The sequence below is a fragment of the Phyllobacterium sp. 628 genome (genome assembly GCF_014189505.1).
Taxonomy (GTDB): domain Bacteria; phylum Pseudomonadota; class Alphaproteobacteria; order Rhizobiales; family Rhizobiaceae; genus Phyllobacterium.
The window spans coordinates 835,551-859,623 of the sequence record NZ_CP050301.1 but is presented as its reverse complement, the minus strand read 5'-3'; the positions used below and the strand labels follow the sequence as shown (position 1 = coordinate 859,623).

At 56.1% G+C, this 24,073-nt stretch carries 24 protein-coding genes, 1 tRNA gene and 4 pseudogenes; 11 read left to right on the top strand and 18 right to left on the bottom strand.

The window, feature by feature from the left end; translation table 11 throughout:
• Positions 1-275: 275 nt before the first annotated feature.
• From deoA to HB779_RS05765, 7 genes are read right to left on the bottom strand one after another with little or no spacing between them, the layout of a single operon-like run.
• Complete coding sequence (gene deoA / locus HB779_RS05795) at positions 276-1,589, bottom strand: thymidine phosphorylase (RefSeq protein ID WP_188345793.1); 1,314 nt, start codon at positions 1,587-1,589, stop codon at positions 276-278.
• Positions 1,590-1,595: 6 nt separating this feature from the next.
• Complete coding sequence (locus HB779_RS05790; protein WP_188344824.1) at positions 1,596-2,396, bottom strand: purine-nucleoside phosphorylase; 801 nt, start codon at positions 2,394-2,396, stop codon at positions 1,596-1,598.
• The gene (locus HB779_RS05785) at positions 2,393-2,797 is read right to left on the bottom strand and encodes a cytidine deaminase (protein WP_188344823.1); all 405 of its coding nucleotides are present in this window, start codon (positions 2,795-2,797) and stop codon (positions 2,393-2,395) included. Before HB779_RS05785 ends, HB779_RS05790 begins: the two co-directional genes overlap by 4 nt.
• Before the next feature lie 5 nt (positions 2,798-2,802).
• A complete protein-coding gene (locus tag HB779_RS05780; protein ID WP_188344822.1) occupies positions 2,803-3,774 on the bottom strand; it encodes an ABC transporter permease in 972 nt (323 codons plus the stop codon).
• Entirely contained in the window at positions 3,774-4,919 is a 1,146-nt protein-coding gene (locus tag HB779_RS05775) for an ABC transporter permease (RefSeq protein WP_188344821.1), read from the bottom strand. Before HB779_RS05775 ends, HB779_RS05780 begins: the two co-directional genes overlap by 1 nt.
• Positions 4,916-5,467 (bottom strand): cysteine hydrolase family protein, encoded by a 552-nt coding sequence (locus HB779_RS05770; RefSeq protein ID WP_188344820.1) that lies wholly within the window; start codon positions 5,465-5,467, stop codon positions 4,916-4,918. The genes HB779_RS05775 and HB779_RS05770 overlap by 4 nt, the downstream gene beginning before the upstream one ends.
• Complete coding sequence (locus HB779_RS05765) at positions 5,464-6,996, bottom strand: ABC transporter ATP-binding protein (RefSeq protein WP_188344819.1); 1,533 nt, start codon at positions 6,994-6,996, stop codon at positions 5,464-5,466. Before HB779_RS05765 ends, HB779_RS05770 begins: the two co-directional genes overlap by 4 nt.
• A gap of 211 nt (positions 6,997-7,207) precedes the next feature.
• Between HB779_RS05765 and HB779_RS05760 the strand changes: the two genes are divergently transcribed.
• From HB779_RS05760 to HB779_RS05750, 3 genes are read left to right on the top strand one after another with little or no spacing between them, the layout of a single operon-like run.
• Entirely contained in the window at positions 7,208-8,380 is a 1,173-nt protein-coding gene (locus HB779_RS05760; RefSeq protein ID WP_188345792.1) for an iron-containing alcohol dehydrogenase, read from the top strand.
• Between the two features lie 12 nt (positions 8,381-8,392).
• Complete coding sequence (locus HB779_RS05755) at positions 8,393-8,602, top strand: SlyX family protein (RefSeq protein ID WP_188344818.1); 210 nt, start codon at positions 8,393-8,395, stop codon at positions 8,600-8,602.
• 12 nt (positions 8,603-8,614) lie between these two features.
• Positions 8,615-9,070: a GNAT family N-acetyltransferase gene (locus tag HB779_RS05750; protein WP_188344817.1), complete on the top strand. Its 456-nt coding sequence runs from the start codon at positions 8,615-8,617 to the stop codon at positions 9,068-9,070.
• On the opposite strand, the gene HB779_RS05745 is transcribed toward HB779_RS05750, so the two are convergent.
• The 4 genes from HB779_RS05745 to HB779_RS05730 all read right to left on the bottom strand — a co-directional run bounded on the left by HB779_RS05745 (position 9,071) and on the right by HB779_RS05730 (position 12,040).
• On the bottom strand, positions 9,071-9,706 hold the full coding sequence (locus tag HB779_RS05745; RefSeq protein WP_188344816.1) for a LysE family translocator: 636 nt from the start codon (positions 9,704-9,706) through the stop codon (positions 9,071-9,073). It lies immediately after the preceding gene.
• A gap of 134 nt (positions 9,707-9,840) precedes the next feature.
• Positions 9,841-10,839 (bottom strand): BMP family protein, encoded by a 999-nt coding sequence (locus HB779_RS05740; protein ID WP_188344815.1) that lies wholly within the window; start codon positions 10,837-10,839, stop codon positions 9,841-9,843.
• Between the two features lie 179 nt (positions 10,840-11,018).
• Positions 11,019-11,681 (bottom strand): peptide-methionine (S)-S-oxide reductase MsrA, encoded by a 663-nt coding sequence (gene msrA, locus HB779_RS05735; RefSeq protein WP_188344814.1) that lies wholly within the window; start codon positions 11,679-11,681, stop codon positions 11,019-11,021.
• Between the two features lie 35 nt (positions 11,682-11,716).
• Positions 11,717-12,040 carry a hypothetical protein gene (locus HB779_RS05730; RefSeq protein ID WP_188344813.1) on the bottom strand — a complete coding sequence of 108 codons (324 nt, stop codon included), beginning with the start codon at positions 12,038-12,040 and terminating at the stop codon, positions 11,717-11,719.
• A gap of 372 nt (positions 12,041-12,412) precedes the next feature.
• Between HB779_RS05730 and HB779_RS05725 the strand changes: the two genes are divergently transcribed.
• Together HB779_RS05725 and HB779_RS25700 are read left to right on the top strand one after the other, a co-directional pair.
• Positions 12,413-12,503, top strand: a tRNA-Ser gene (locus tag HB779_RS05725).
• A gap of 249 nt (positions 12,504-12,752) precedes the next feature.
• Positions 12,753-13,605 (top strand): annotated as a pseudogene (locus tag HB779_RS25700) (IS630 family transposase); the annotation flags it as partial.
• Between the two features lie 61 nt (positions 13,606-13,666).
• Here the strand turns inward: HB779_RS25700 and HB779_RS05710 are convergent.
• A pseudogene (locus HB779_RS05710) lies at positions 13,667-14,827 on the bottom strand (IS3 family transposase).
• Positions 14,828-14,923: 96 nt separating this feature from the next.
• On the opposite strand from HB779_RS05710, the gene HB779_RS05705 reads away from it, so the two are divergent.
• A complete protein-coding gene (locus tag HB779_RS05705; RefSeq protein ID WP_188344811.1) occupies positions 14,924-15,931 on the top strand; it encodes a radical SAM protein in 1,008 nt (335 codons plus the stop codon).
• Complete coding sequence (locus HB779_RS05700) at positions 15,906-17,165, top strand: TCR/Tet family MFS transporter (protein ID WP_371823914.1); 1,260 nt, start codon at positions 15,906-15,908, stop codon at positions 17,163-17,165. Before HB779_RS05705 ends, HB779_RS05700 begins: the two co-directional genes overlap by 26 nt.
• A gap of 115 nt (positions 17,166-17,280) precedes the next feature.
• On the opposite strand, the pseudogene HB779_RS05695 reads toward HB779_RS05700, so the two are convergent.
• A pseudogene (locus HB779_RS05695) lies at positions 17,281-17,414 on the bottom strand (transposase domain-containing protein); the annotation flags it as partial.
• Between the two features lie 186 nt (positions 17,415-17,600).
• Between HB779_RS05695 and HB779_RS05690 the strand changes: the two are divergent.
• The 3 genes from HB779_RS05690 to HB779_RS05680 are packed head-to-tail and all read left to right on the top strand — an operon-like array spanning position 17,601 to position 20,421.
• Complete coding sequence (locus HB779_RS05690) at positions 17,601-18,626, top strand: ABC transporter substrate-binding protein (protein WP_188344809.1); 1,026 nt, start codon at positions 17,601-17,603, stop codon at positions 18,624-18,626.
• Complete coding sequence (locus tag HB779_RS05685) at positions 18,623-19,663, top strand: iron ABC transporter permease (RefSeq protein WP_188344808.1); 1,041 nt, start codon at positions 18,623-18,625, stop codon at positions 19,661-19,663. Before HB779_RS05690 ends, HB779_RS05685 begins: the two co-directional genes overlap by 4 nt.
• Positions 19,660-20,421, top strand: a complete 762-nt coding sequence (locus HB779_RS05680; RefSeq protein ID WP_188344807.1) for an ABC transporter ATP-binding protein — start codon at positions 19,660-19,662, stop codon at positions 20,419-20,421. The genes HB779_RS05685 and HB779_RS05680 overlap by 4 nt, the downstream gene beginning before the upstream one ends.
• Positions 20,422-20,542: 121 nt before the next feature.
• Here HB779_RS05680 and HB779_RS05675 read toward each other — a convergent pair whose 3' ends face one another.
• The gene (locus tag HB779_RS05675) at positions 20,543-21,115 is read right to left on the bottom strand and encodes a TIGR02281 family clan AA aspartic protease (RefSeq protein ID WP_188344806.1); all 573 of its coding nucleotides are present in this window, start codon (positions 21,113-21,115) and stop codon (positions 20,543-20,545) included.
• A 285-nt stretch (positions 21,116-21,400) separates the two neighbouring features.
• Here HB779_RS05675 and HB779_RS05670 point away from each other — a divergent pair, with 285 nt between their 5' ends.
• Complete coding sequence (locus HB779_RS05670) at positions 21,401-21,610, top strand: hypothetical protein (protein WP_188344805.1); 210 nt, start codon at positions 21,401-21,403, stop codon at positions 21,608-21,610.
• Here the strand turns inward: HB779_RS05670 and HB779_RS05665 are convergent, their stop codons facing one another.
• The 4 genes and pseudogenes from HB779_RS05665 to HB779_RS25695 form a co-directional block, all read right to left on the bottom strand.
• A complete protein-coding gene (locus tag HB779_RS05665) occupies positions 21,611-22,378 on the bottom strand; it encodes a sulfotransferase (protein WP_188344804.1) in 768 nt (255 codons plus the stop codon).
• A gap of 231 nt (positions 22,379-22,609) precedes the next feature.
• Positions 22,610-23,110, bottom strand: a complete 501-nt coding sequence (locus HB779_RS05660; protein ID WP_188344803.1) for a hypothetical protein — start codon at positions 23,108-23,110, stop codon at positions 22,610-22,612.
• A gap of 67 nt (positions 23,111-23,177) precedes the next feature.
• Positions 23,178-23,744 (bottom strand): YadA family autotransporter adhesin, encoded by a 567-nt coding sequence (locus HB779_RS05655; protein WP_188344802.1) that lies wholly within the window; start codon positions 23,742-23,744, stop codon positions 23,178-23,180.
• 186 nt (positions 23,745-23,930) lie between these two features.
• Positions 23,931-23,999 (bottom strand): annotated as a pseudogene (locus tag HB779_RS25695) (hypothetical protein); the annotation flags it as partial.
• Between the last annotated feature and the right edge of the window lie 74 nt (positions 24,000-24,073).

Here is a 24,073-nt window from a genome sequence, read left to right as displayed (position 1 = left end):
TCCGTCTACCAGTCCCATTACCAACTTGGCATACTCTCTTCATCATTGGGGTACCCCCTTCTCCGTCATCCTCGGGCTTGACCCGAGGACCCACGGCAAGAGTTTTTTATGTACTCCCACACTTGATGTGGTCCCACGAAGGGCTTGCGCAAAACTCATCGTCATTGAGAATTGCGGAATCTGGAATGTATCGAACGCGGTGAAATAACTGTGCTTCCTAGCCGTGGGTCCTCGGGTCAAGCCCGAGGATGACGGAGAGGGGGTATTTGTCCTGTTTACGCGCCAATACGCCGAAGCACCGGATTGATCGCGCGCGGTTTGCGTTCGGAGAAACCGAAGGCGCCAAGAACTGCCCGAACGGCTGCCTCGCCATCACTCACACTGCGGGCATGGACGAGCGCCAATGGGTCGCCGATTTCCATGCGGGCGCCGATGGGTTGCAGGGCGGTGATTCCGACCGCATGATCGACCGGGTCCTGCGGGCGGATACGGCCGCCGCCAAGCGTGACAACCGCAACACCGATGGCACGGGTTTCAACCGATGAGACATAGCCCGCATGCGGTGCCTTTACTTCCAGCGTGACCGGGGCGACCGGCAGATAATGTTTGGCCCGTGCAACGAAATCCGCCGGACCGCCCAATCCGGTGACCATACGGCCGAAAATCTCTGCGGCCTTGCCGGAACTCAGAGCATCTTTTGCCCTGTCCATGGCCATCTTGGGACTATCCGCCAGTTTCGCCGAAACCAGCATTTCGGCGACAAGCGCCAGCGTGACGGCCTCAAGGCGGGTATCCCTACGATCACCGGTGAGGAAATCCACCGCATTCTGCACTTCGACAGCGTTACCCGCTGCAAGCGCCAGCGGCTCGTTCATATCGGTCAAAAGCGCGGTTGTGGTGAGGCCTGCGCCCGTGGCAACCGCTACGATGCTTTCCGCCAATGCCACCGCATCCCGGCTGCGGGCCATGAACGCGCCATTGCCGGATTTGACATCGAGCACCAGCGCGTTGAGGCCTGCCGAAAGTTTCTTCGACAGGATTGATGCGGTGATGAGCGGAATGGATTCCACCGTCGCCGTGACATCGCGAATGGAATAAAACCGCTTGTCGGCAGGCGCGAGATTGGCTGTCTGGCCGATAATGGCACAGCCGACCTCGTGCACGACCTTGCGAAACAGAGCATTGTCCGGCTGACTGCGATAACCGGGGATCGAATCCATCTTGTCGAGCGTACCGCCCGTATGGCCAAGACCGCGTCCGGAAATCATCGGCACATAGGCACCGCAGGCTGCCGCTATCGGCGCGAGCATCAGCGAGACATTGTCGCCAACGCCGCCGGTGGAATGCTTGTCGACAGCCGGTCCCGGCAGATCAGACCAATCGAGAATGTCGCCGGAATCGCGCATGGCACGCGTCAGCGCCACGGCCTCGTCGCGCTTCATGCCGTTGAAGAATACGGCCATGGCGAAAGCCGCTACCTGCCCTTCGGTGATCGCGCCCGAACTCATGGCATTGACGAAGGCGGTGATATCCGCAGCATCAAGCGCGTGACCGTCGCGTTTACGGCGAATGATTTCCTGTGGCAGCAACATGATTCAGCCGATCTCCCGAACCAGCGCACGAATGATTTTCTGCAGGCGTGCACCACCCTTCGGCGCAACATCCTTGGTTTCCTCATGCGAGAGCTCCGCTCCCGTCATGCCTGCCCCGTAATTGGTAATCACCGAACAGGCGGCAACGCGCAGACCAAAGAACCGCGCCAGAATAACCTCCGGCACCGTGGACATGCCCACCGCATCGGCGCCCAAGGTTCGCGCCATGCGAATTTCCGCCGGTGTCTCAAAAGACGGACCGGAAAACCACATATAGACACCCATAGGCAGTTTTTCGCCGACCTCGCTGGCTGCAATGATGAAAGCATCCTTGAGCTTTTTGTCGTAGGCCGCAGTCATACCGACAAAGCGCTGGTCTGAGGGCTCGCCAATCAGCGGATTGAGGCCGGAATAGTTGATATGGTCATCAATCAGCATGACGCTGCCGGGTGCCAGATCGTGGCGCACGGAACCCGCCGCATTGGTGAGGATCAGCTTTTCAACGCCGAGATCGGCGAGCGCCGCCATAACAGGGCGCATGACCGAAGCATCGCCCTTCTCGTAATAGTGCGCACGGCCCGCCAGCATCAGCACCGGCTTGCCGGAGAGATACCCTGCCACCACTTCGCCCGCATGGCCGGAAACGCCGCTATGGGGAAAACCAGGCAGATCGGCATAGGGAATGCGGATGGCATCTTCCACCGCATCGACCAGCGAGCCGAGGCCAGACCCCAGCACCAGCGCCACGCGCGGCGCCAGACCTTGCAATTTATGGATAAGAGCTCCGGTGGCGGGCGCGATCATGCAGCACCCTTTCCCAAAACCTCTGCTTCAAAGCCGTAGGGGAATATTTCTTTCATCGTCAGCGTCTGGACGATGCCGTCATTGTCACAGAGATGCAGCAGCGTGTCCGGTCCGGCAAATTCGGCCAGACGCTGGCGGCAGCCGCCGCAGGGCGTGCACTTGGCTTTCTTTTCCGCAACGACGGCAATTTCGGTGATCGTGCCACCCCCGCCCATGACGAAGTGTGACAGGGTGGTGGTTTCGGCGCACCAGCCTTCCGGATAGGACACGACTTCGATGTTGCAGCCGGAATAGATCCGGCCATCACGGGTACGCACGGCAGCGCCCACCGGGAACTGCGAATAGGGCGAATGCGATTTCTGCATGGCTGCAAACGCCGCGTCGAACAGGTCTTTACTCATTCTCTTTAACGTTCTTTCACATAGGCCACGCCACCCGCCTTGGGTGGGATTGCCTTGCCGATGAAACCGGCCAGCAGCACGATGGTGAGGATGTAGGGCAAGGCCTGCATCAACTGGACCGGCACTTCGCCAATCAGCGGCAAAGGATGTCCCTGATTGCGGATGGCAAAAGCATCGAGGAAGCCGAACAGCAGGCAGGCGAACATGGCCTGAACCGGACGCCATTTGGCGAAGATCAGTGCAGCCAGAGCGATATAACCCTTGCCGGCGGTCATGTCCTTGACAAAGCCTGCGCCTTGCGCCGTGGCAAGGTAGGCACCGGCAACGCCGCACAGCACACCGCAGCAGATGACGGCGCGATAACGCAGCCACGGTACCGAAATGCCTGCCGTATCGACAGCAGCCGGATTTTCACCGACCGCGCGCAGACGCAGGCCAAAGCGCGTGCGGTAAAGCACCCACCATGTGAACGGCACCAGCAGAAACGCGAGATAGACCAGAATGGAGTGGCCCGAAATCAGTTCAGAGTAGATCGGACCGATAATGGGAACACCGCTCAGGGTCTCTACGCCAGGCAGATTGATCGGATTGAAGCGGGCGTCGTTGGGCAGAGACGGCGTACGTCCGCCCTGCTGGAACCATGCTTGACCGAGGATAACCGTTGTACCGGCGGCGATGAAATTGATTGCAACGCCCGAGACGATCTGGTTGCCGCGATGGGTGATCGAGGCAAACCCATGCACCAATCCGAGCGCCACGGAAATCACGACAGCCGCGAGCAAGCCAATATAGGCCGAACCGGAATAGGCGGCGGCCGCACCGGCAGCAAAGGCGCCCGCCAGCATTTTACCCTCCAGACCGATATCGAAAATACCTGCACGTTCGGAATAAAGTCCGGCGAGACAGGCCAGCAAGAGGGGAACCGAAAGGCGGATGGTGGAATCCAGCACCTGCAGGATGGCTGTGGCAGTATCCATTATTGACCTCCCTCGGTAGCAACGGCGGGTGTAGGCTGGTGTTTTACCCGGGCAAGCCGCTGCAGAATGCGCAGCAGGGTCGGCCGGAACATATGCTCCAGCGCTCCGGCAAACAGGATCACCAGACCCTGAATGATGACGATCATGTCTCGCGAAATATTCGGCATGTCGAAGGCGATTTCTGCGCCGCCCTGATAGAGCATGCCGAAAAGGATCGCAGCCAGAACAATGCCTGCAGGATGCGAGCGGCCCATCAGCGCCACGGCAATGCCGACAAAGCCAGCACCCGCAACGAAATCGAGCTGGACGCGGTGCTGCGCACCCATGATCGGGTTGAGCGCCATCATACCGGCGAGCGCACCTGAAATCATCATGGTGATGACGATGATCCGCACTTCCTTGATACCGGCATAGCGTGCTGCCTTGGGGCTGTAGCCCATGGTGCGGATTTCATAACCGAGCTTGGTGCGCCAGATCAGCACCCAGACGAGAAAAGCCGAAACCAGAGCCAGCAGGAAACTGACATTGAGCGGAGCGGAGCGCATGTTGAGCCCCACAAGTCCCAGCAGCCAGCCAAGGCCGGGCAATTGCCCGCCTTCGCCGAAGACGCGGGTTTCCGGCGCTTGAGTGCCTCCAGCTTTCAGATAGCCGACCAGCAGATAGACCATAATGCTGGCGGCAATGAAATTGAACATGATGGTGGTGATAACTACGTGCGAGCCACGCTTGGCCTGCAGCCATGCCGGGATCAGGGCCCAAAGACCACCGACGACAGCCGAAGCAATGATGGCCAAGGGAAAGTTGATCCACCAGGGCAGGACGCCGCCCAAACCGAGCCCGACCAGTGCGACGCCGAGACCGCCGATATAGGCCTGCCCCTCACCGCCGATATTGAACAGGCCGCAATGAAAAGCCACCGCGACGCAAAGGCCGGTGAAAATGAAATTCGTCGCATAATACAGCGTATAGCCGACACCATCGCCGGAGCCGAAGGCACCCTTGACCATCAGAACGGCCGCATCGAGCGGGCTTTCACCCACCAGCAGGACAACGAGGCCGGCAACGAAAAATGCAACGATAAGATTGATCAGCGGCAACAGGCCATAGTCAGCCCATGCGGGCAGTTTGGCAAAGGGCTGGCTCATGGCAGGGCCTCGATAATAGCGTCAGACGTGGAAATTTTGGCGTATTCGCCATCAAGAACGGACAGGGCCAGCGCATGAACGTCTTCGGCGGTCCATTGCTTGCCGCGATGATCCTTGCGGTCGATGCTGGCGACAGCATCTTCGGGAACAATGACTTCAAAACCGAGATTGGCCGCCATGCGCACGGTGGCATCCACCGAATTTTCCAGAAGAACGCCTGTTACAACAAGGCTATGCACCTGCAACTCATCCAGAACATCCATCAGATCCGTGCCGATGAAGGCATTATTGGTGCGCTTGTCGACGACGGGTTCACCAACCTGCGGTGCAACTTCAGGCTTGAACTCGTTGCCTTTGGTGCCCGGCCGGTACGGCGATTGCGGATCGGTGGAATCATGTTTGATATGGATGACCGGCAACCGGCGCTCACGCCACGCGCCGAGCAGGCGGGCAATATGCGTTTCGGTTTCCGGCTGGCCCCGGCGGCCCCATTTGGGATCATCAATGGCGTTCTGCACATCGATGACTAGAAGTGCCTGGGTGGTCATTCAGCCGCCTCCTGATTTTCAACACCGGCCATCAGGAGACCCAGTTCGCCTTCACTAGCCTCAGCATCCCGCTCGCCAACGATACGCCCGGCAAACATCACCAGAATACGGTCAGACAGAGAGCGGATTTCATCGAGCTCGACGGAAACAAGCAGGACAGCCTTGCCCGCATCACGCATCTCGATGATGCGCTTGTGGATAAATTCGATTGCGCCGACGTCAACACCGCGGGTTGGCTGACCGATGATCAGCACGCCGGGGTCGCGCTCGATTTCACGTGCCAGCACGATCTTCTGCTGATTGCCGCCGGAGAAATTGGCGGTCTTCAGGCGCGGGTCACTTGGGCGAATATCGTATTTCTCGATCTTCTTGCGGGCATCCGCCTTGATGGCGTCGATATCCAGAAACGGTCCGTTGAGATAAAGCGGATCGTCGTGATAACCGAGGATGGAATTCTCATATTCCTCGAAGGCCAGAACCAGCCCCATATGATGCCGGTCTTCCGGCACATGGGCGAGACCGCGATCACGCAATTCACCCGGATCGGCGGCGCCGGTGATGTCGATGACCTGCCCGTCCAGAAGCACACGGCCCGACACTGCCGTGCGGATACCAGCCACTGTCTCGATGAGCTGCGACTGGCCGTTGCCCGCAACTCCGGCAATGCCGACGATCTCGCCAGCCCGCACGGTGAACGATGCATTGTCGACCATCACGACACCGCGGCTGTCGCGCACGGTGAGATTTTCCACCGACAGCTTGACCTCGCCCGGATTGGCTTCACCCTTCTGCACGCGCAGAAGCACCCGGCGACCAACCATCAACTCGGCCAGTTCTTCGACTGTTGTCTCACTGGTCTTGCGCGTCGCCACCATCGAACCCTGCCGCATCACCGAAACATTGTCAGTGACGGCCATGATTTCGCGCAGTTTATGGGTGATGAGGACGATGGTTTTGCCCTGCGCCTTCAACTGCTCCAGAATACGAAAAAGGTGGTCGGCTTCGGGCGGTGTCAGCACGCCGGTGGGTTCGTCCAGCACAAGAATTTCCGCGCCACGGTACAGTGCCTTCAGGATTTCCACACGCTGTTGCAAACCGACCGGCAGTTCCTCGATCAGCGCATCTGGATCGACATCGAGCTCATATTCCTGCTCCAGCCGCTTCAGCTCAGCGCGCGCCTTGGCAATGCCCCGCTTCAGGAGCGGTGCACCCTCGACGCCAAGCATGACATTTTCGAGCACGGTGAAATTTTCGACCAGCATGAAATGCTGATGCACCATGCCAATGCCAAGCGCGATGGCGGCATTGGGATCAGTGATCTTTGCTTGCGAACCATTGATATGGATTTCGCCGTTATCGGCCTGGTAAAAACCGTAGAGAATAGACATGAGCGTGGATTTGCCCGCGCCATTTTCCCCGATAATGCCGTGAATGGTGCCCTTTTCGACACGTAAATGGATATCGCGATTGGCATGAACAGCACCAAAACGCTTATCAATCCCAACAAGTTCAATCGCCGGTTCTGCCATGTCCCCATCCGCTGTTGATCAGCTTTTTATCGTTCCGAACTTTTGACCCTAGAGCAAAGAAAAATCAAATGGAACCAGTTCTGTTAGGCTCTCCATCGCTCTTTCACCGAATTTTTTACTTTTTAGTCAAGAAATTACACCTTTCGCGAGCAATTGCTGCCCTCGACAAACCAGCCCGTGCTCTGGCAATCTCTTGGACATGTCAGAACTGATTGCTCCCTTTGCCTTTCACACCACACCGCGCATCGTTTTTGCAGCGGGCGCCAGCGCTGACCTTGCCATGCATCTGCGCATTCAGGCCAAGGACCGGGTGCTTGTGGTCACCGACGCCACCATTCTAGCGCTCGGTCTGGCCAAGCCTGCCCTTGCCAGCCTGCAAGGCGCGGGGGCGGATATCACGCTGTTCAGCGGCGTGGAAGCCGATCCGTCCCTGAAAACGTTGATGCACGCCGTTGAGGTGGCAAAAGACAGCAGCGTCAACCATGTCATCGGCTTTGGCGGCGGCTCGTCGCTGGATGTAGCCAAGCTGGTGGCGCTGCTTGCTGGCTCGCATGAAAATCTTGAAGAGGCCTGGGGCGTCGGCAATGCCAAGGGACCACGGCTGAAACTGGCACTGATACCGACGACAGCCGGCACGGGTTCGGAGGTTACGCCGGTTTCAATCATCACGGTCGCGGGAAGCGAAAAGCGCGGCGTATCCTCGCCGCTGATCCTGCCGGATGTGGCGCTGCTCGACCCGGATCTGACGCTTGGACTGCCGCCGCATGTGACGGCGGCCACCGGCATTGACGCTATGGTGCACGCCATCGAAGCCTATGCATCGAAGAATGCCAACAACAATCCCCTGTCCCGGACGCTGGCGGTGGAAGCGCTGCGTCTCATCGGCGCCAATATCGAGACGGCGGTTTTCAATGGTACGGACCGGGCGGCGCGTTCAGCCATGCTGCTCGGTTCGATGCTGGCCGGGCAGGCCTTTGCCAATTCACCCGTCGCTGCCGTACATGCCCTCGCCTATCCGATTGGCGGTACATTCCATGTGCCGCATGGTCTTTCCAATGCTTTGGTACTGCCGCATGTGCTGCGTTTCAACGCCGCTGACCCGGCCAATGGAGCTGCGATACACTATGCGGCGCTGGCACCGCACGCCTTCGCAAATATGGATGTGACGGGCGGTTCTCAGGCGATCTGCCATGAATTTATTAACCGCTTGGCCAACCTCTCGACACAATTGGGCTTAAAGACGCGGTTGCGCGATGTCGGCATTGGCGAGAGTGATCTCGGTGCGATGGCGGCGGATGCGATGAAGCAGGGACGGCTTCTGGTGAACAATCCACGCGACGTAACCGAGGCCGATGCCTTGGCGATCTACAGAACGGCGTGGTGACGGAGTGGGACAATGACAGCAGAGACGGACCGGGTTACCAGCCTCGAAATTCTTGTAACCGAACAGGAAAAAACCATCGAGGAACTCTCCGCCCAGATTGCCGAGCAATGGAAAATCATTGAAGGCATGCGCCGCAAACTCGACGCCCTGACCGACCGTTTCCTTGTCCTGGAAGAGCACACAACTCCGGATATTCCGGTCACCAAACCACCGCATTGGTAGAATGGCAGGTTGATGATCACTGTTGAACCGCTGGAAAAACGCCCCGAACTGGTCCCGGTCTGTGCCCGCTGGAATTTTCACGAATGGGGACAGGAAGCCGGGCGGACAATGCAGCAAACGGTCGATGACTTCATGGCGTTTCTCGACCCGGAGAGCCAGCAAAAGGCTTTCGTGGCCCTGCATGCGGGCATTCCATCAGGGCTTGTGCTTCTGATCGACAACGATCTCGAAAGCCACACCCATCTGGCTCCGTGGCTCGCAAGTCTTTATGTCGCCCCGCCCTTCCGCAGCAAGGGCATTGGCAGGCAGCTGATCGCAGCGGCTGAAGAAGCCGCCCGCGATCAAGGGCACAAGGCACTTTATCTCTACACGGACAAACCCAGCTATTATCACGAAGCAGGCTGGCTGGATCGCGAAGAACTCTCCGGGGAAAATGCCGGAATGACGATCCTCAACCGTACTCTTTGATCAGATCCTGTGAGACTTGACGGCTTCGAACATCAATTTCGCACCCAGCGCGCCCATGACAGCCCCCGCACCGCGATCAATCCACGCCTTGAACCCCGCATAGGTTGCGCGGGCACGCGGTGTTGAAAACATGGTGGCGACGAAGGAATACCAGCCCGCCTCGATGATAAACACCATCGGCGGTAAGGCGAGAAGCAGCCAGAGCGGCGGATTGGCTGGCAACAAAGCAGCGAACAGACTGCCATAGACAATGGCCGTTTTCGGATTGCTAAGCTGCGTTACCAGGGCGAAGGAGAATGAGCGCGTCAGCGACATATGCGCGCCTGTTTTGGCAAGCGTCAGCGGTTCGGCCGCACCGCGCCAGATGCTGATGCCGACATAGATGAGATAGGCGCCGCCTGCCAGTTTCAGCAGAAGATACAGCCACTCAACCTGCATCAGCAGAGCTGTCAGGCCGAGCACTGCAAGACAGGCGAAAATCGTGCCGCCAATGCCCATGCCAAGGGCGGCCGCCAGCCCATGCAGACGCGGCGAGGTGATGGCAATGCGGGAGACGAGAACAAAGCTCGGGCCGGGGCTCATCGCACCCAGCAAAAGGACACCGAGAATTGTGAAGAACACAGCGACCGCTGACATGAGATACCTCCTCTGCAAACTCCATCGTTGCAGGTGCGGCATACTCTCATTTTCCAGCGGGAATACAAGTTGACCAAAAGTCTAAAACAAAGCCGCCGGTCTTGTAACCGGCGGCTTGCAGAACGGATGCTAAATCAGCCCTTGTAGGGGCAGGCATTGTCCGTGTTGTAGTTGTGAACCTTGATCTTGCCGGAAATGATATCCGCCTTGGCAGCTTCAACAGCCTTCTTGACATCATCGGTCAGCAGCTTGGCGTTGTTTTCGTCAGCAGCATAATCCACGCCGCCTTCCTTAACGCCGAGAACATTGACGCCAGCGGTGAACTTGCCATCCGCCGCGTCCTTGAACGCATTGTAGGTGGCAACATCGACGCGCTTGAGCATCGAGGTCAGTACCTTGCCCGGATGCAGCCCGTTCTGATTGGAGTCAACACCAATGCTGAGCTTGCCCGCATCGGCCGCAGCCTGCAGAACACCGATACCGGTGCCGCCCGCAGCAGCGAAGATAACGTCCGAACCCTGATCGATCTGTGACTTGGCAATTTCGCCACCCTTGGCCGGATCGTTCCAGGCAGCAGGCGTATCACCAGTCATGTTCTGGATAACCTTGGCATCGGCATTGGTGGCCTTGACGCCGCCGACATAACCGCAGGCAAAGTTGCGGATCAGCGGAACGTCCATGCCGCCGACGAAGCTGACCGTACCTGTCTTCGACGACTTGGCTGCAATCACGCCAACGAGGTAGGAACCTTCATTGTCGTTGAAGACGACCGAACGCACATTCGGCTTGTCGACAACGGCATCGATGATGACGAACTTGGTGTCGGGGAATTCCGTCGACACTTTTTCAATCGCGGCAGCAGCGGAGAAACCGGCGATGACGATAGGTGAATTGCCATCGGTCGCAAACTTGCGCAGGGCCTGTTCACGCTGGGCTTCGTTCTGGATTTCGAATTCACGGAACTTTACGCCGGAATCTGTTGTGTATTTCTGTGCGCCGTGGAACGCTGCTTCATTGAAAGATTTGTCGAATTTGCCGCCGAGATCGAAGATCAAGGCAGGTTTATTGTCCGCGGCAAAGGCCGATACGGACATGGCTGTAGCAGCCAGCAGACCAAGAACAATACGCTTCATGTGACACCAACCCTCTGGATTTTGTTAAGCAGGACCAGCCTTCTGCTGGTTCCCCATTTCGTTGCGGCCCCCAATAATCCGGCCGCCCCGAAAACAATCTTGCACGGCTCCGGGCAAAATTCACGCGGAATTTTGCCTCCCGGTCAAATATCACAGAAAACACCTGTCTAATCAGCGTGTTATATAAGTCTCGTCTGCGGAATGGGGCAAGACACACCCGTACCGCGCATGCTGCAATAGCCGCCCGGATTCTTGGCCAGATATTGCTGATGGTAATCCTCGGCGTAGAAGAACTCCGGCGCTTCAAGGATCTCCGTGGTGATCCTGCCGCGCCCGCCCGCAGCCAGCGCCTGCTGGTAGGCATCGCGGCTGGCTTCGGCAGCGGCCTGTTGCTCGGGTGAAAATGTATAGATACCGGAACGGTACGTCGTGCCGATATCGTTGCCCTGGCGCATGCCTTGCGTGGGATCATGCTCCTCCCAGAACAGCATCAGCAATTCGCCGTAAGAGAGAATTGCCGGATCAAAGGCAATCAGCACCACTTCGTTGTGGCCGGTCAGGCCGGTGCACGTTTCCTGATAGGTGGGGTTGGGCGTGATGCCGCCGGCATATCCAACGGTTGTCACGTAAACCCCGGGCACGTTCCAGAACAGCCGCTCGACACCCCAGAAACAGCCCATGCCAAACATGGCCAGCTCCAGATTGTCCGGCCACGGACCTTTCAGCGGACGTCCACTGACGAAGTGGGTTTCAGCCGTGGCAAGCGGCTCAGCGCGTCCCGGCAACGCATCGGCGGCGGCAGGCAACTTTGTCTTCTTGTTGAACATATCGATGATGAACACGGGCCACCTCCAGTGAAAGAGCCGGAACCTGCACTTCAGCGGGCTGCAAAACGTCCCGCCCGGTTCTCGCGCCGGAACCCCAATGCATAAAGCAGGAAGGCCAGAACGGCAAAAACAGCAAATGTGGGCGCTGCAAGAATCCAGAGCATCAGCGGGTCCCATAGGATGGGATAGATATGGGCTTTGAAGTAGGCCTCGACAAGTGCAAGCGACGGGGCGGAAAGGGATTGCCAGCTCTCCTGCAGGGATGTGGTGATGATGTGGGATGCACCGACCGAGCGGGCGGCATCAAGCACGGCAGCAATGATGGCCATCGCAAGGGCAATATAGGCAAGAAGCCGCAAAACAGCTCGGATCACGTTACTCTCCAAAGTCGCGGGGCGGCACAAAGCTTGCGGCCCTTTCATTGCATTCTAGCGCGGAACACGCAGTGATTGAATGCAGAATTGCCGGTATTTTACGGCGGGAAGGTGAAGTTTCCCTGAAAATTCCCAGCAATTTCAGTGAGAAAGCAATGAAATTGCAGCAAAGCGCGATTATGTTGAAATAGGTATTGATCAAGTGCCTGTTCTGACTATAGTGCGCGCCGCCGGGGTAGCTGTTGGCTAACCATCTTCAAGTGACTCGGCACAACTCCTAAAGATTGAGTGACCGATGGTTGACGGTGCTCCTGAGCCGGGTTTTCCGGCTAAGAATGATCAACCCGACCGGCCCCATGCCGGACGTTATGCGGAGAGGTGGCCGAGTGGTTGAAGGCGCACGCCTGGAAAGTGTGTTTACGTCAAAAGCGTAACGCGGGTTCGAATCCCGCTCTCTCCGCCATTCATTTTTAACGGAACTTATCATTTGAAATCAAATATCTTGTAGATTTGACATATTTCTCTTGTGTCCCAAAATAATTCCAACACACCCAGCCCGTTAGCAGCGCTGCACTGACGGGGACAAAGATTATCAGGCAGAAACCCGACCAAACGACTAGAGCATATTCATTGAATTCCGAGTCAGTTTTGGGATCCCGCTGATGCGGTTTTTCTGATTCATTTTCCGTATGTGATTTGCAGGGAGATGAGGATGACGTGCAGTTTGAGTCCAGATATTCGCGGCCCGGTGATTGCAGCGATTACAGAAGGTCTGTCTACACGACACGCAGCGCGTCAGTTTCGTATCGGAATTTCAACGGCAGGAAACTGGTATCGGCGTTTTCTTCAAACTGGTGAGACCGCAGCCCGCAAGCGGGGTCAGCCATCGCGCTCAAGACTGGATCCGCATGAAAGCTTTATCCTGGGCCTGATCGACGAGACGCCAGATATCACGTTGACTGAGATTGCCGAGCGGATGACAAGGGAGCACAGGGTCCGGATCGCGCCCTCAACGGTCTGGGTGTTTCTCGCCAAACGTGACGTCACATTCAAAAAAAGACAGCGCATGCGAGCGAGCAGCAACGCCCTGATGTTAAGGCCCGTCGCCGTGCTTGGTTTGACGGCCAACTTGATCTCGACCCGGCAAAGCTGATCTTTATCGATGAAACCGCGGCATCAACCAAGATGGCGCGGCTACGTGGACGGGCCAAACGCGGTGAACGTTGCCGCGCATCAGTACCTCACGGACATTGGAAGACGACGACCTTCACCGCTGGGCTTCGATTGAATGGGTGGACTGCCCATGCTGCTCGACGGGCCGATGAATGTAGTGGTTTTTCTCGCCTATGCCGAACAGGTTCTCGCGCCGATGCTCGCACCCGGTGACATTATCATCGTGGATATTGAAAGCGGATAAACAAACACGGATAGGACCCATGTTTGTCCGCTGAAAACCAGCCCACAAGATCACAGGCGGCCGCGAGGCCATCGAGAAGGCAGGTGCGATCCTGCTTTTCCTCCCACCATATTCACCCGATTTCAACCCGATCGAGATGGCATTCTCAAGCTGAAGGCCCCCTCAGAAAAGCGGCTGGCCTGCCCCCATGAGGCGATCCGGGTTTAATGTTAGTGCAGACTTGGTCTGATTGCCATCACTGGCGTTGAGGCTGGCCCATTTTGAGACGGCCAGACAATAGCCACGGGAGCAGGTGATCTGTAACCCAACGATGAGTGTGGTCGGATAGTATTGTAATGCCGTCGCCAATTCTCGATGACGATTTGTGCCTCCTTAAGTGTGTAGAAGATTTCTCCGTTGAGCAGTTCATCCCGAAGCTTTGAATTGAAACTCTCACAATAGCCGTTCTCCCATGGACTACCCGGCATGATGTAGGCGGTTTTGGCACCGACGGCAGCAATCCACTCTCTCAAGGCCTTGGCGATGAATTCAGGGCCATTGTCGGACCGGATGTGACCAGGAATGCCGCGCAGGATAAACAGATCAGACAGAACGTCGATGACATCCGTCGCCTTCAACTTTCTGTCCACCCTGATGGCAATACATTCCCGTGTGAATTCGTCGATCACATTGAGCATACGGATTTTCCTTCCATTGTGCGTGCGAGCCTCAACAAAGTCATAGGACCAGACATGGTTGGGGTATTCCGGTCGAAGCCGGATGCACGAACTCTCATTCAGCCATAAACGTGTGCGCTTGGGTTGTCTGTGTGGAACTTTGAGCCCCTCACGCCGCCATATCCGCTCAACCCGTTTCACATTCACCACCCAACCCGCACGATGCAGCATCGCTGTGATGCGGCGATATCCGTAGCGGCCATATTGGAGAGCAAGTGCAATGATGTCGGCGGTCAGTGCCGCTTCATCGTCCGGTGTTTTCAAGAGCTTGCGCTGTGTGGATCGATGCTGGCCAAGAACCCGGCATGCCCGTCGTTCGGACACGTCAAATTCCTCAACCACATGCTCCACACAGGCACGGCGGCGTGCGGGGCTTAAAAGTTTCCCTTTGCGGCCTCAGCAAGGATCATCTTGTCCAGCGTCAGATCCGAAACAGCCCGCCGAAGACGCGCATTCTCCGCTTCCAGTTCTTTCAGCCGCTTGACCTGATCACCCTTCAAGCCGCCGTATTCGGCCCGCCACCGGTAATATGTTACTTCCGTCACACCTATCGATCGAATGGCTTCTGCCATCGACTTCCCCCTGCGAACTTAGAACATCTACCTGACGCAGTTTCATGACAATCTCTTCGGGCTTGTGTCGTTTGCTTGGCATTCTCAATATCCTTTATCGGCTCAAAAGCCATACTTCATAAAGGACCACTTTCAAGGGGGCAGGCCAGTGTGCGTAGGAGATGGTGAAGCCGCCATTTTGAGCCTGCTATCCGAGCAAGAGGGGCAGCCTCGTCGCGGAAGCTCGATTCTTTGGCGCGACGACGATCGAAACCAAAAACCCGCAGCAAAGGGACCGACAAAAGCCAATGTTGCACCACTCGACGATCTTGCCTGGCCAGATCGCAAATACTTACACTTTGCTCAGGAATTTGGTTACAAAGCGGTAGGCATATCGAGTTCGCGGGGATGTCCGTTCCGCTGTTCATTTTGCGTGCCTCACGTTTATTCGCAAGACTCAATCGAACGCCCGTGGAACTATAGGTCCGCCCATAGCATAGTCGAAGAAATCCATCATCACTATGACAACGGAGAACGTTTATTCACGTTCTCCGACGAACATTTCCTTCCCAACAAAATGGCAAGGAGGCGTGCATCCGAACTGGCTGCAATGATCAAAGATCGAAACATGCGCGACCTCAGATTCATGTTCGATTGCCGGGCTGACGCGGTTGACGAAGAGCTTTTCTCAATTCTGAAAGAGGTCGGCCTATATCGCGTGTACATTGGCTTTGAAGCAGCAGCGAACGGGATGCTGATGGATTATCGGAAAGATGTGAAGATGGAGATTTACGGGGACACCCTAAGCGTGCTGTCGCGACTGGACATTGAGGCGATCCCCGGAATGATCATATTCTCACCGACAACAACTGTGGGCGAAGTGCAAAAGAATATTGAATTCTTCGCAGGTAATTTTGCAACCTATGCCGAGGAGGATTTCCTATCGAGGCTTCAGGTTTTACCAGGAACGCCCATTGCCTCTAGCTTGAACACGCAAGGTCTCCTAGGCGAGATGATAGAGGGCGAGTACTCGTGGAGATTCAAGGATCCTGCCGTTGAATCCCTGTGGAACGATTTCAATGAAATTGTTAAAGGCAGATCCAACGATTTTCTGAGTTTGCAGGCCCACGATAGAGACGCACTGTCGACGCTCAAGAAGGAAATTGAACACGATCTACTGCGTGCAGTGTCAGGTAGAATGCAATGATACGGCCGGTCGATCAGTGACCAATTTTGTGGCTACGCCTATTCGGCAACCGGCACTGATTTTCATATTCGTAACGGTCCTTCTGGACGTTATCTCCATGGGAATCATCGTTCCAGTCCTGCCGCAACTCATTCTAGGGTTTCTCGGCGACAACTTCACCTCCGCAGCAGACGTGCTGGGGATCCTTATTTCTGTTTGGGCCTTGATGCAATTTGTCGCCTCGCCGGTGATTGGTGCGTTGTCGGATCACTTCGGTAGAAGGCCGGTTGTTCTCGCGTCCAATCTGGCTCTCGCGATGGACCATTTGATTATGGCTTTCGCTCCTGCCTTATGGGTACTTTTTATCGGAAGAGTTTTGTCGGGCGTATGTTCTGCGACTGTATCGACAGCTTATGCTTACATTGCAGACACTACGCCTCAAGATCGTCGCGCTAGTGCATATGCCGTGCTGAGTACGGCGTTTGGTCTCGGCTTTGTTTTAGGACCAGTCCTTGGTGGTTTTCTAGGGCACATTGATCTGCGCCTTCCCTTCTTGGTGGCTGCGGCGCTGGGTCTCGCAAATTTCTTCTACGGTTTTTTTGTCCTGCCTGAATCCCTTCCTTCCCACCTGCGGGTCCCGTTTTCACTACGCTCGGCGAACCCTCTCGTTTCGCTGAAATTGCTCCGCCGCAGCAGTCAATTATCGCGTCTCGGAGTCTTGAGTTTCATATTGCAAACGGCACAGCAGGTCTTGCCGGCTTGTGCCGTACTCTACATGACCTACCGCTATAACTGGGAAGGACCGCAAATCGGCTTGGCCCTCGCCGGTGTCGGCATTGTATACATCCTCATTCAAGGTGGAGTGATGCGCCCTTTGTCCAAGAAGGTTTCGGAAAAGACTCTGGCAATGATTGGTTTCTTGATGGGCGTGGCAGGATTCTGGATTTATGGTTCTGCCAGTGTGGGTATCATGTTCCTTATCGGAATTCCCGTGATGGAAATGTGGAGCCTGGCACAACCGTCGATTTACGCTTTGATGACAAAAGAGGTGGAGGTTGACGAGCAGGGCCGCCTTCAAGGTGCGAATTCCTGTCTCTTGGGTCTGGCCGGTTTCTTGGGGCCGTGGAGTTTCGCCAAGCTTTTTGCAATTGGGGTTGATCCGCAAATTGGTCTGAATGCTCCGGGACTACCGTTTTTCATCGCATCGGTGCTGATGATCTTTGGCTTCGTTGTCGTGATAGGCCTTAGGGCGTGATCGAGCGACTAACGAGTGATCCACGTTACTACGTTGACTGCTATCTTTTGGGTATACACTGGAGACATTTCGCCCTGAGACGGTTTTAGCGTAAACATCCGGTGAAGTCCGCAGCTCATGCCGCCTGAGCATTCAGCGATTTTGGTATCCAGTTCCAAGGAAGCAGTTGCTCCAACCTGCTGATCCTCGTATCCGCAATGTTGGCGAGGACGGCGGCCAGCCAGGGCTACGGTCGATATCATTGAGCTTGGCGCTCATCATCAGCGTTACGCACACAGACTGGGCCTAGAATGCATTAGTCGCATGCAATGTCATTTTCGTGTCGGTCTTATCTAGGTAAAAATATGATAAAATTAGTCTTGTTATTTCACCTCGAGGGCGGCTATATCGGCTCCACATTTCCCCAAGGCCTTCAGAACGATCAGGACATCTCCCTTGACCATGTTGAAATCATTTCTTGCTGTCTGCAGCTTTTCAGCTGTGCTTGGCTTTGCTGCAAACGCTGCATCGGCTGCTTCGACGGTATACCCGCTGACGATCGAGAATTGCGGAGCGCAGATAACCTTTCAAAAAGCACCAGAAAGGGCGATCGGGCTCGGCCAGAACAGCGCGGAAATCCTGCTGCTGCTCGGCCTTGAGAACAAGATGGCTGGAACCGCTTTTTGGCCGAGCAAGGTATTGCCTCAGCTCGCCGAGGCCAACGCCAAGGTCAAACTGTTGACCGTCGAATTCCCAACATTCGAAGCGATCCTCGGCCAAAACCCCGACTTCGTTGCCGCCGCCCTCCCGAGTCTCATGGGACCATCCAGCAAGGTTGCCAAGCGCGTGGATTTCGAGAAGGTTGGCATCCCATCCTATCTTTCACCCAGCACCTGCCTCAGCACTGACAAGGTCAAGGACCAATACGGCAGCAGGGATCAGCTATGGAACATGAATCTCCTTTACAAGGAAATTGACGAACTCTCGCAGATTTTCGACGTTGCCGATCGTGGCCAGGCGCTGATCGCCGATCTCAAGGCACGCGAATCCGCACTCCGCTCCGGTGTTTCAAAGGATGGCAAGAAACTTTCTTATGTCTTCTGGTTTTCTAGCCCAAGCCCGTCTGCTGACGCCTATCTGGGCGGAGGGAAGGGCGCTTCCAGCTTTATTGCCGATGTGCTCGGCGGTCAGAACGCCATCAAGTCCGACGCCGAATGGCCGACACTGGGATGGGAAGGCATTATTGCTGCCAACCCGGACGTTATCGTCGTTGCCAGTCTCGACCGCAACCGCTGGGACCTTGACAAGCCAGAGGCCAAGGTCAAGTTCCTGACCACCGATCCGGCCGTCAGTCAGATCCCGGCAGTCAAGAACAAGGCAATCGCGGTAATGGACGGTCAGGCGATGAACCCAACCGTCCGGACGATCTATGGTGCGGAACAGGTGGCTGCACAGCTAAAGGCCCTTGGTCTGATCAAGTGACCGCGACGAAACGTACAATCCAGCAGGCTGCCGCTTTCGCGGCCCTGCTGCTGACTTCTTTTGCGGCGATCGCCCTCGTCGTCGCTGTCAGCGTCGGGATCGGCGACCTGCCCATCTCTCTCGCAACAACTTTCGCCGCCGTCACCAACAAGCTGGGATGGACAGCCGTCGAAATCAACCGCATCCACGAGACCGTAATCTGGGACTATCGTCTCAGCCGCGCGCTTGTGGCTGCATTTTGCGGCGCGGGACTCGCTCTCTCGGGCGCCATCATGCAATCGCTGCTGCGCAACCCGCTGGCCGAGCCCTATGTCCTCGGAATCTCCGCCGGTGCATCCACCGGGGCGGTCACCATTGTCATCCTTGGTATTGGCGCAGGTGCCGTCTCGTTGTCGGCAGGGGCTTTTGCGGGCGCATTTGCAGCCTTCTTCTTCGTGGCGCTGCTGTCCAACGGCACCCGCGGCGGTGCCGACCGCACCATTCTTGCCGGTGTTGCAGCATCACAACTATTCAATGCCACCACCTCCTACATCGTAACAACATCAGGCAATGCGCAGCAGGCGCGTGATGTGATGTTCTGGCTGCTCGGCAGCTTCGGTGGTGTGCGTTGGCCGGAATTCATACTGGTTTCAGTGATCGTCGGCTTAGGGCTTGTCGTCTGCCTGCTTCATGCCAGGGTATTGGATGCTTTCGCCTTCGGCGACGAGGCAGCGTCATCTCTGGGCGTCAATGTCGGCCAAGTCCGCATCGTGCTTTTTGCTTTAACAGCAATAATGACGGCAACCATCGTCAGCATGGTCGGCTCGATCGGTTTCGTTGGTCTCGTGGTACCGCATGCAGCGCGATTCATTGTCGGACCGCTCCATATCCGGCTACTTCCAGCCTGCGCCGTTATTGGAGCGATCTTCATGGTTCTCGCCGATATTGCATCGCGCGCGCTGATCCCACAGCAGGTCCTGCCAATCGGCGTCGTCACGGCTCTCGTCGGCGTACCATTCTTCTCCATCATTCTCTACCGGTTTCAGCGTGCATCATGAGCATCAAAGCCGATAACCTCGCCTGGAAGATTGGCAGGAAGACTATCCTGAACGGGGTCTCTTTCGAAGCGCAGCCGGGTGAAATGCTTGGCCTGCTAGGCCCGAACGGCTCGGGGAAAACGTCCCTGCTGCGGCTTCTGGCTGGGCTGAAGCGGCCGCATGCCGGTCAGATCACCCTCGACAACAAAGACATCAGAACCATCGGACGCCGCGCGCTCGCGCAGCGCGTCGCCTTTGTCGAACAACATGCAACGACCAACGCGAACCTCAAGGTCGTTGACATTGTCAAGCTTGGCCGCTTCCCGCATAGATCAATGTTTTCCGGCTGGACACCGGCCGATGATCAGGCCGTTGACGAAGCACTCGAGCGGGCCGGCATGACCGGCAAGCGCAACGAAGGCTGGCAATCGCTTTCGGGCGGCGAGAAACAGCGCACCCACATCGCCCGTGCACTGGCGCAGTCGCCGAGCGAACTGATCCTGGACGAACCCACCAACCACCTGGATATCCAGCACCAGATCAGCTTGATGCGATTGGTTTCCGGCCTGCCAGTGACCAGCATCATCGCACTGCATGACCTCAACCATGCCGCGATGTTCTGCGACCGGTTGATCGTCATGCATCACGGCACGATCGTCGCCTCCGGCGTGCCGGAAGACGTACTCACTCAAGATCTTCTTCGGACGGTATTTTCGGTGGAGGCGCGTGTGGAAGTGTCGTCACATCACACTCGTCCCCATATCCACTATCTACGCTGACAGCCAATTTTGCAGCACGCCGCAGGTTACGAATTCGAAGCAGCCACGGCTCAGGAGGCACACGTACTTTCCACGCGGCTGCCGTTAAAAAGTGACACTACAGATTTGAATCCTCATCCCTCTATTCCGCTGGTCTTGATGTAAGTCGCAGCGACTTTTCATCCATGGTAATATCAAAGTTCGACAGAAAATTCATACCGATGACGCCATCAATGAGTTCGTCAAAACCATCATCACCATTCCCCTGAATGGCAACCTGAATATTTTGACCTTTCAGCGATCGCAGGCGCACTTCATCCACCTGAACCAGATAAGCATCGATGACGCCATTCGCCGTTGTCAGTGTGATCGGCAGACCGTCGATAATCTTCAGCTGCGCGCGATCGGCAAAGGATTGTTTGACGGAAATATAGCTCGCACCGGTATCGATGATGAACGTGCCTTCCACGCCATTGATCGACGCCTGAACCTCGATCACATCTGTCCCGTCGCGGGCAAAGACCTCTTCCGCGCGGGCTGCCACAGGTGGAACGCTCGGCACGTTCTTGTTCTCATCGGCTTTCGGCATTTCATGTGTACTTGCGGGCGAACCGGGTATTTTGCCAATGGACGGCCGTGCCAGCGCGCCATAACTGGTCCAGCACAACACAAGACTCGCGATCACCGCCCAGCGGATGTGTTTTACGATCTGCACTCCAGCTCCCATTTGCCCGACTTCACAGCTTCGTTCTTATGAATTTTGCACGATGTTGAAACGTTCATGTTGAACCATATCCGGAAAGCGCGGCCCGAATGCAAAATGAATTGCCTGCCAATCGATTTGTTTCGCGACGAATTTTAATCGTTTGTGATTGAACTTTAGTCCTGCCCTGAACGTATCTGTCTGAGCATAGGGGAACTTAGAGAAATGACCGGTACATTCTTCAGGCTGGATCCCTCCGAGGATTTTGCAGAACATTCGATATGGCAGAGATCTAAAGTGCGAGAAACCTGCTGGGTGCGGGCCAGCACCGCAAATGATGCGCGGCTTATTGCATCGATCAAACTCAACAGTGCAGGACCAGCGGGCCACTCGCCGTCCGAAAGCCCATGGCTGAACGGCTTGCTGGTGACATGCAATCAGGATGTTCCGCCGCTGGATTTTGGCAATCGCAGCCTCATGACCGTCAGCGGCGAAACCTATCTTTGATCAGTGATATCCAAGCGATGTCAGCAGCTCACGGGCATTTGGCGGAACATCATCATCGGAAAACAGCGAGCCGTAAGAGCGCGTATGGGCAAACCGGTTTTCAGATACGTAATCATCACTCGACACTTCATCGGACCCCAAGAGAACGTAGCGGGCATGCTTGGCACTTTCCAGCCGGATACCGCAATAACGCGCAACAAAAGCGGCCACTTCCGCAGGGTACTGCAACAGGTCTTCCTGCTTGATGGCGAGATGCTCGACATCCTTTTCCCAGGATTTCCACGCCTCAATGGCATTGACCCATTGCTCAAAGCCGTGACCCAGATTGTCCGCCATGCCCTTGCGCAACATGCTCGCAACCACATCCCGCCCATCGCGATAGATGTAGATGATCTTGGCGTTGGGAAAATGCTCCTTGATCTCTTTCACGTGGTACACATAGTCCGGCCACTTATCGCCCCATGTCCAGCGTGGCTTATTGCCATAAATGGAATGCAGCGCTTCCGGATAGCCGCGTTCAGCCTGGCCACCAGACAATTCAATCCGGTGGTTCCAGTGCTGAAGCCATGAATTGGTTGCAACTTCCACATGCTTGTTATGCAGCCAGTCCGCCAATGAATATTCGTGCTTCCATGCACTCCAGGCAAACAAAGCCCATTCATTAGAAATAGTAATACCATTTTCATTCAGTATTCGAACAAGCGCAGTCGTACCGCTTCTTTTACAACCACAGATTATAATTGGACTAAATTTCGAATCGTCCCCCATTTTTCCCCACTATATTCCCCAATCTTCAAAGATATTCGAAGATTTTACTGTTTATTGTCAAGACAGTTCACGCCAGACTCAGTAAAAATATAGCAGAGGGAGTGACTTAATGGCCATCAATGGATGATGTTGGAGGAACAACCGGCTTGGACGGGGTGACAGGCTTTGCCTTTGTTTCCAGAAGAGGAGCAACGGGCGTCCCGCCTTTGGTGAAATTAATCAGGATAGAGACTATCTTCCAACGTTGCTGTTCAGGTGCATAGAACAGGTCAAAATTGACCTGCGTGGCACGGACGGGAAAAAGCCCTTCAAATGCAGCAATCCATTTTTGTCTGTCTGCGGCATGATCGTCGGCTGCGGCTCGAGAACCAGGGTGCCGCCCAGATCAATTTCATCCGAACGTTGCTTGGCAAAGATTTCTGCAAGTTTGGACGCGTCGTTAACCCGGAAATCCGACGCGGCGAGATCACGGAAAACCGTATAATTGCCGGTTTTGTTCGCCTGATCCAAAGCTATCAACGTGCTGCGGATGAGGATCAGAATTCCGCTGCGATCAATGTCCGCCGGCCGTGTTTCTTCGATCTGCGGTTTTTCTTTCGGCGCGCGATTGGCTGTCTGAGCCTGAGCCCAGGTGACGGCACCATATGAGAGAACGGCAACCGCAAAAATAATGGCGCTGACACGTACCGGAGATAGTAAATAGGTGCGCAGCATATGAAAGACAGTATACAAAACAAACACTCTTATTTGGGATCAATTGGTGGACCGCCGGGGGCCGAAGCCCCCAACGTTAACTGCGTTACCACTGGTAGCTGATGCCTGTTCCAATCGCTGTGCTGCCACCCGACAGGGACGTGCCAAAGTTTAGGCTACCGGTGAAGTTGTCAGTAAACCGTATGGCTGCACCACCGGCGAGTGCCTGCTGCGAACCATAGGAGCCAAACCCGAGCGAGAGAGCAAACTTCTTGCCATGTTCGAGGACGGGATTGGCATTCAACATCGCAACAGCCGTTGCTGTACCCCGATGTGCTTCACGCTTGGCTTCCCATACACCCTGCTCGAACTGGCGCATATTCACCGCATCATTCGGCAGTACACCCGGCGCAATATTGCTCAGGCGGCGTTCATTGCCCGGACTACCGAACGAAACAGTGTCCGGCTCGGTGGCTACCGAATTGGCACCCAAGGCAACGGAATTTGCCGCAGTTGCACGGGCATTTGCGCCAATTGCGGTGGCATTGGTGCCCCTGGCTACGGAGTTGGCGCCCGAAGCCATTGCCGCGTTACCCGATGCTGATGCCTGCGGTCCCATGGCTGTTGCATGCGAGCCGACCGCGTTGGCATAGGGTCCGGCGGCATAGGTCATCGAACCGTCTGCAATAGCTTCCGTTCCACGAGCACTGGAATCCTCACCCTTGGCATGAGCATTGGTACCATCAGCTATGGCACGCAGACCATCCGCTTGAGCGGACGTGCCACGGGCACTCGCATCGATGCCTTTTGCGTGAGCTTTAGTGCCATCGGCAATCGAGCGCTGATCATCGGCTTGAGCTCCAGTTCCACGAGCGCTGGAATCCTCACCCTTGGCATGGGCATTGGTGCCATCCGCATTGGCTCGCAAACCATCCGCTTGAGCGGACGTGCCACGGGCACTCGCATCGATGCCCTTTGCATGAGCACCAGTACCGTCAGCAA

What these genes read in the sequence shown, in the direction of transcription:
- HB779_RS05740 (WP_188344815.1), bottom strand. Translation starts at nt 10,839, where the DNA reads ATGAAGCGTATTGTTCTTGGTCTGCTGGCTGCTACAGCCATGTCCGTA.
- HB779_RS05765 (WP_188344819.1), bottom strand. Translation starts at nt 6,996, where the DNA reads ATGGCAGAACCGGCGATTGAACTTGTTGGGATTGATAAGCGTTTTGGT.
- HB779_RS05775 (WP_188344821.1), bottom strand. Translation starts at nt 4,919, where the DNA reads ATGAGCCAGCCCTTTGCCAAACTGCCCGCATGGGCTGACTATGGCCTG.
- HB779_RS05785 (WP_188344823.1), bottom strand. Translation starts at nt 2,797, where the DNA reads ATGAGTAAAGACCTGTTCGACGCGGCGTTTGCAGCCATGCAGAAATCG.
- HB779_RS05770 (WP_188344820.1), bottom strand. Translation starts at nt 5,467, where the DNA reads ATGACCACCCAGGCACTTCTAGTCATCGATGTGCAGAACGCCATTGAT.
- HB779_RS05680 (WP_188344807.1), top strand. Translation starts at nt 19,660, where the DNA reads ATGAGCATCAAAGCCGATAACCTCGCCTGGAAGATTGGCAGGAAGACT.
- HB779_RS05755 (WP_188344818.1), top strand. Translation starts at nt 8,393, where the DNA reads ATGACAGCAGAGACGGACCGGGTTACCAGCCTCGAAATTCTTGTAACC.
- HB779_RS05665 (WP_188344804.1), bottom strand. Translation starts at nt 22,378, where the DNA reads ATGGGGGACGATTCGAAATTTAGTCCAATTATAATCTGTGGTTGTAAA.
- HB779_RS05655 (WP_188344802.1), bottom strand. Translation starts at nt 23,744, where the DNA reads ATGACCTATGCCGCCGGACCCTATGCCAACGCGGTCGGCTCGCATGCA.
- HB779_RS05745 (WP_188344816.1), bottom strand. Translation starts at nt 9,706, where the DNA reads ATGTCAGCGGTCGCTGTGTTCTTCACAATTCTCGGTGTCCTTTTGCTG.
- HB779_RS05790 (WP_188344824.1), bottom strand. Translation starts at nt 2,396, where the DNA reads ATGATCGCGCCCGCCACCGGAGCTCTTATCCATAAATTGCAAGGTCTG.
- HB779_RS05780 (WP_188344822.1), bottom strand. Translation starts at nt 3,774, where the DNA reads ATGGATACTGCCACAGCCATCCTGCAGGTGCTGGATTCCACCATCCGC.
- HB779_RS05750 (WP_188344817.1), top strand. Translation starts at nt 8,615, where the DNA reads ATGATCACTGTTGAACCGCTGGAAAAACGCCCCGAACTGGTCCCGGTC.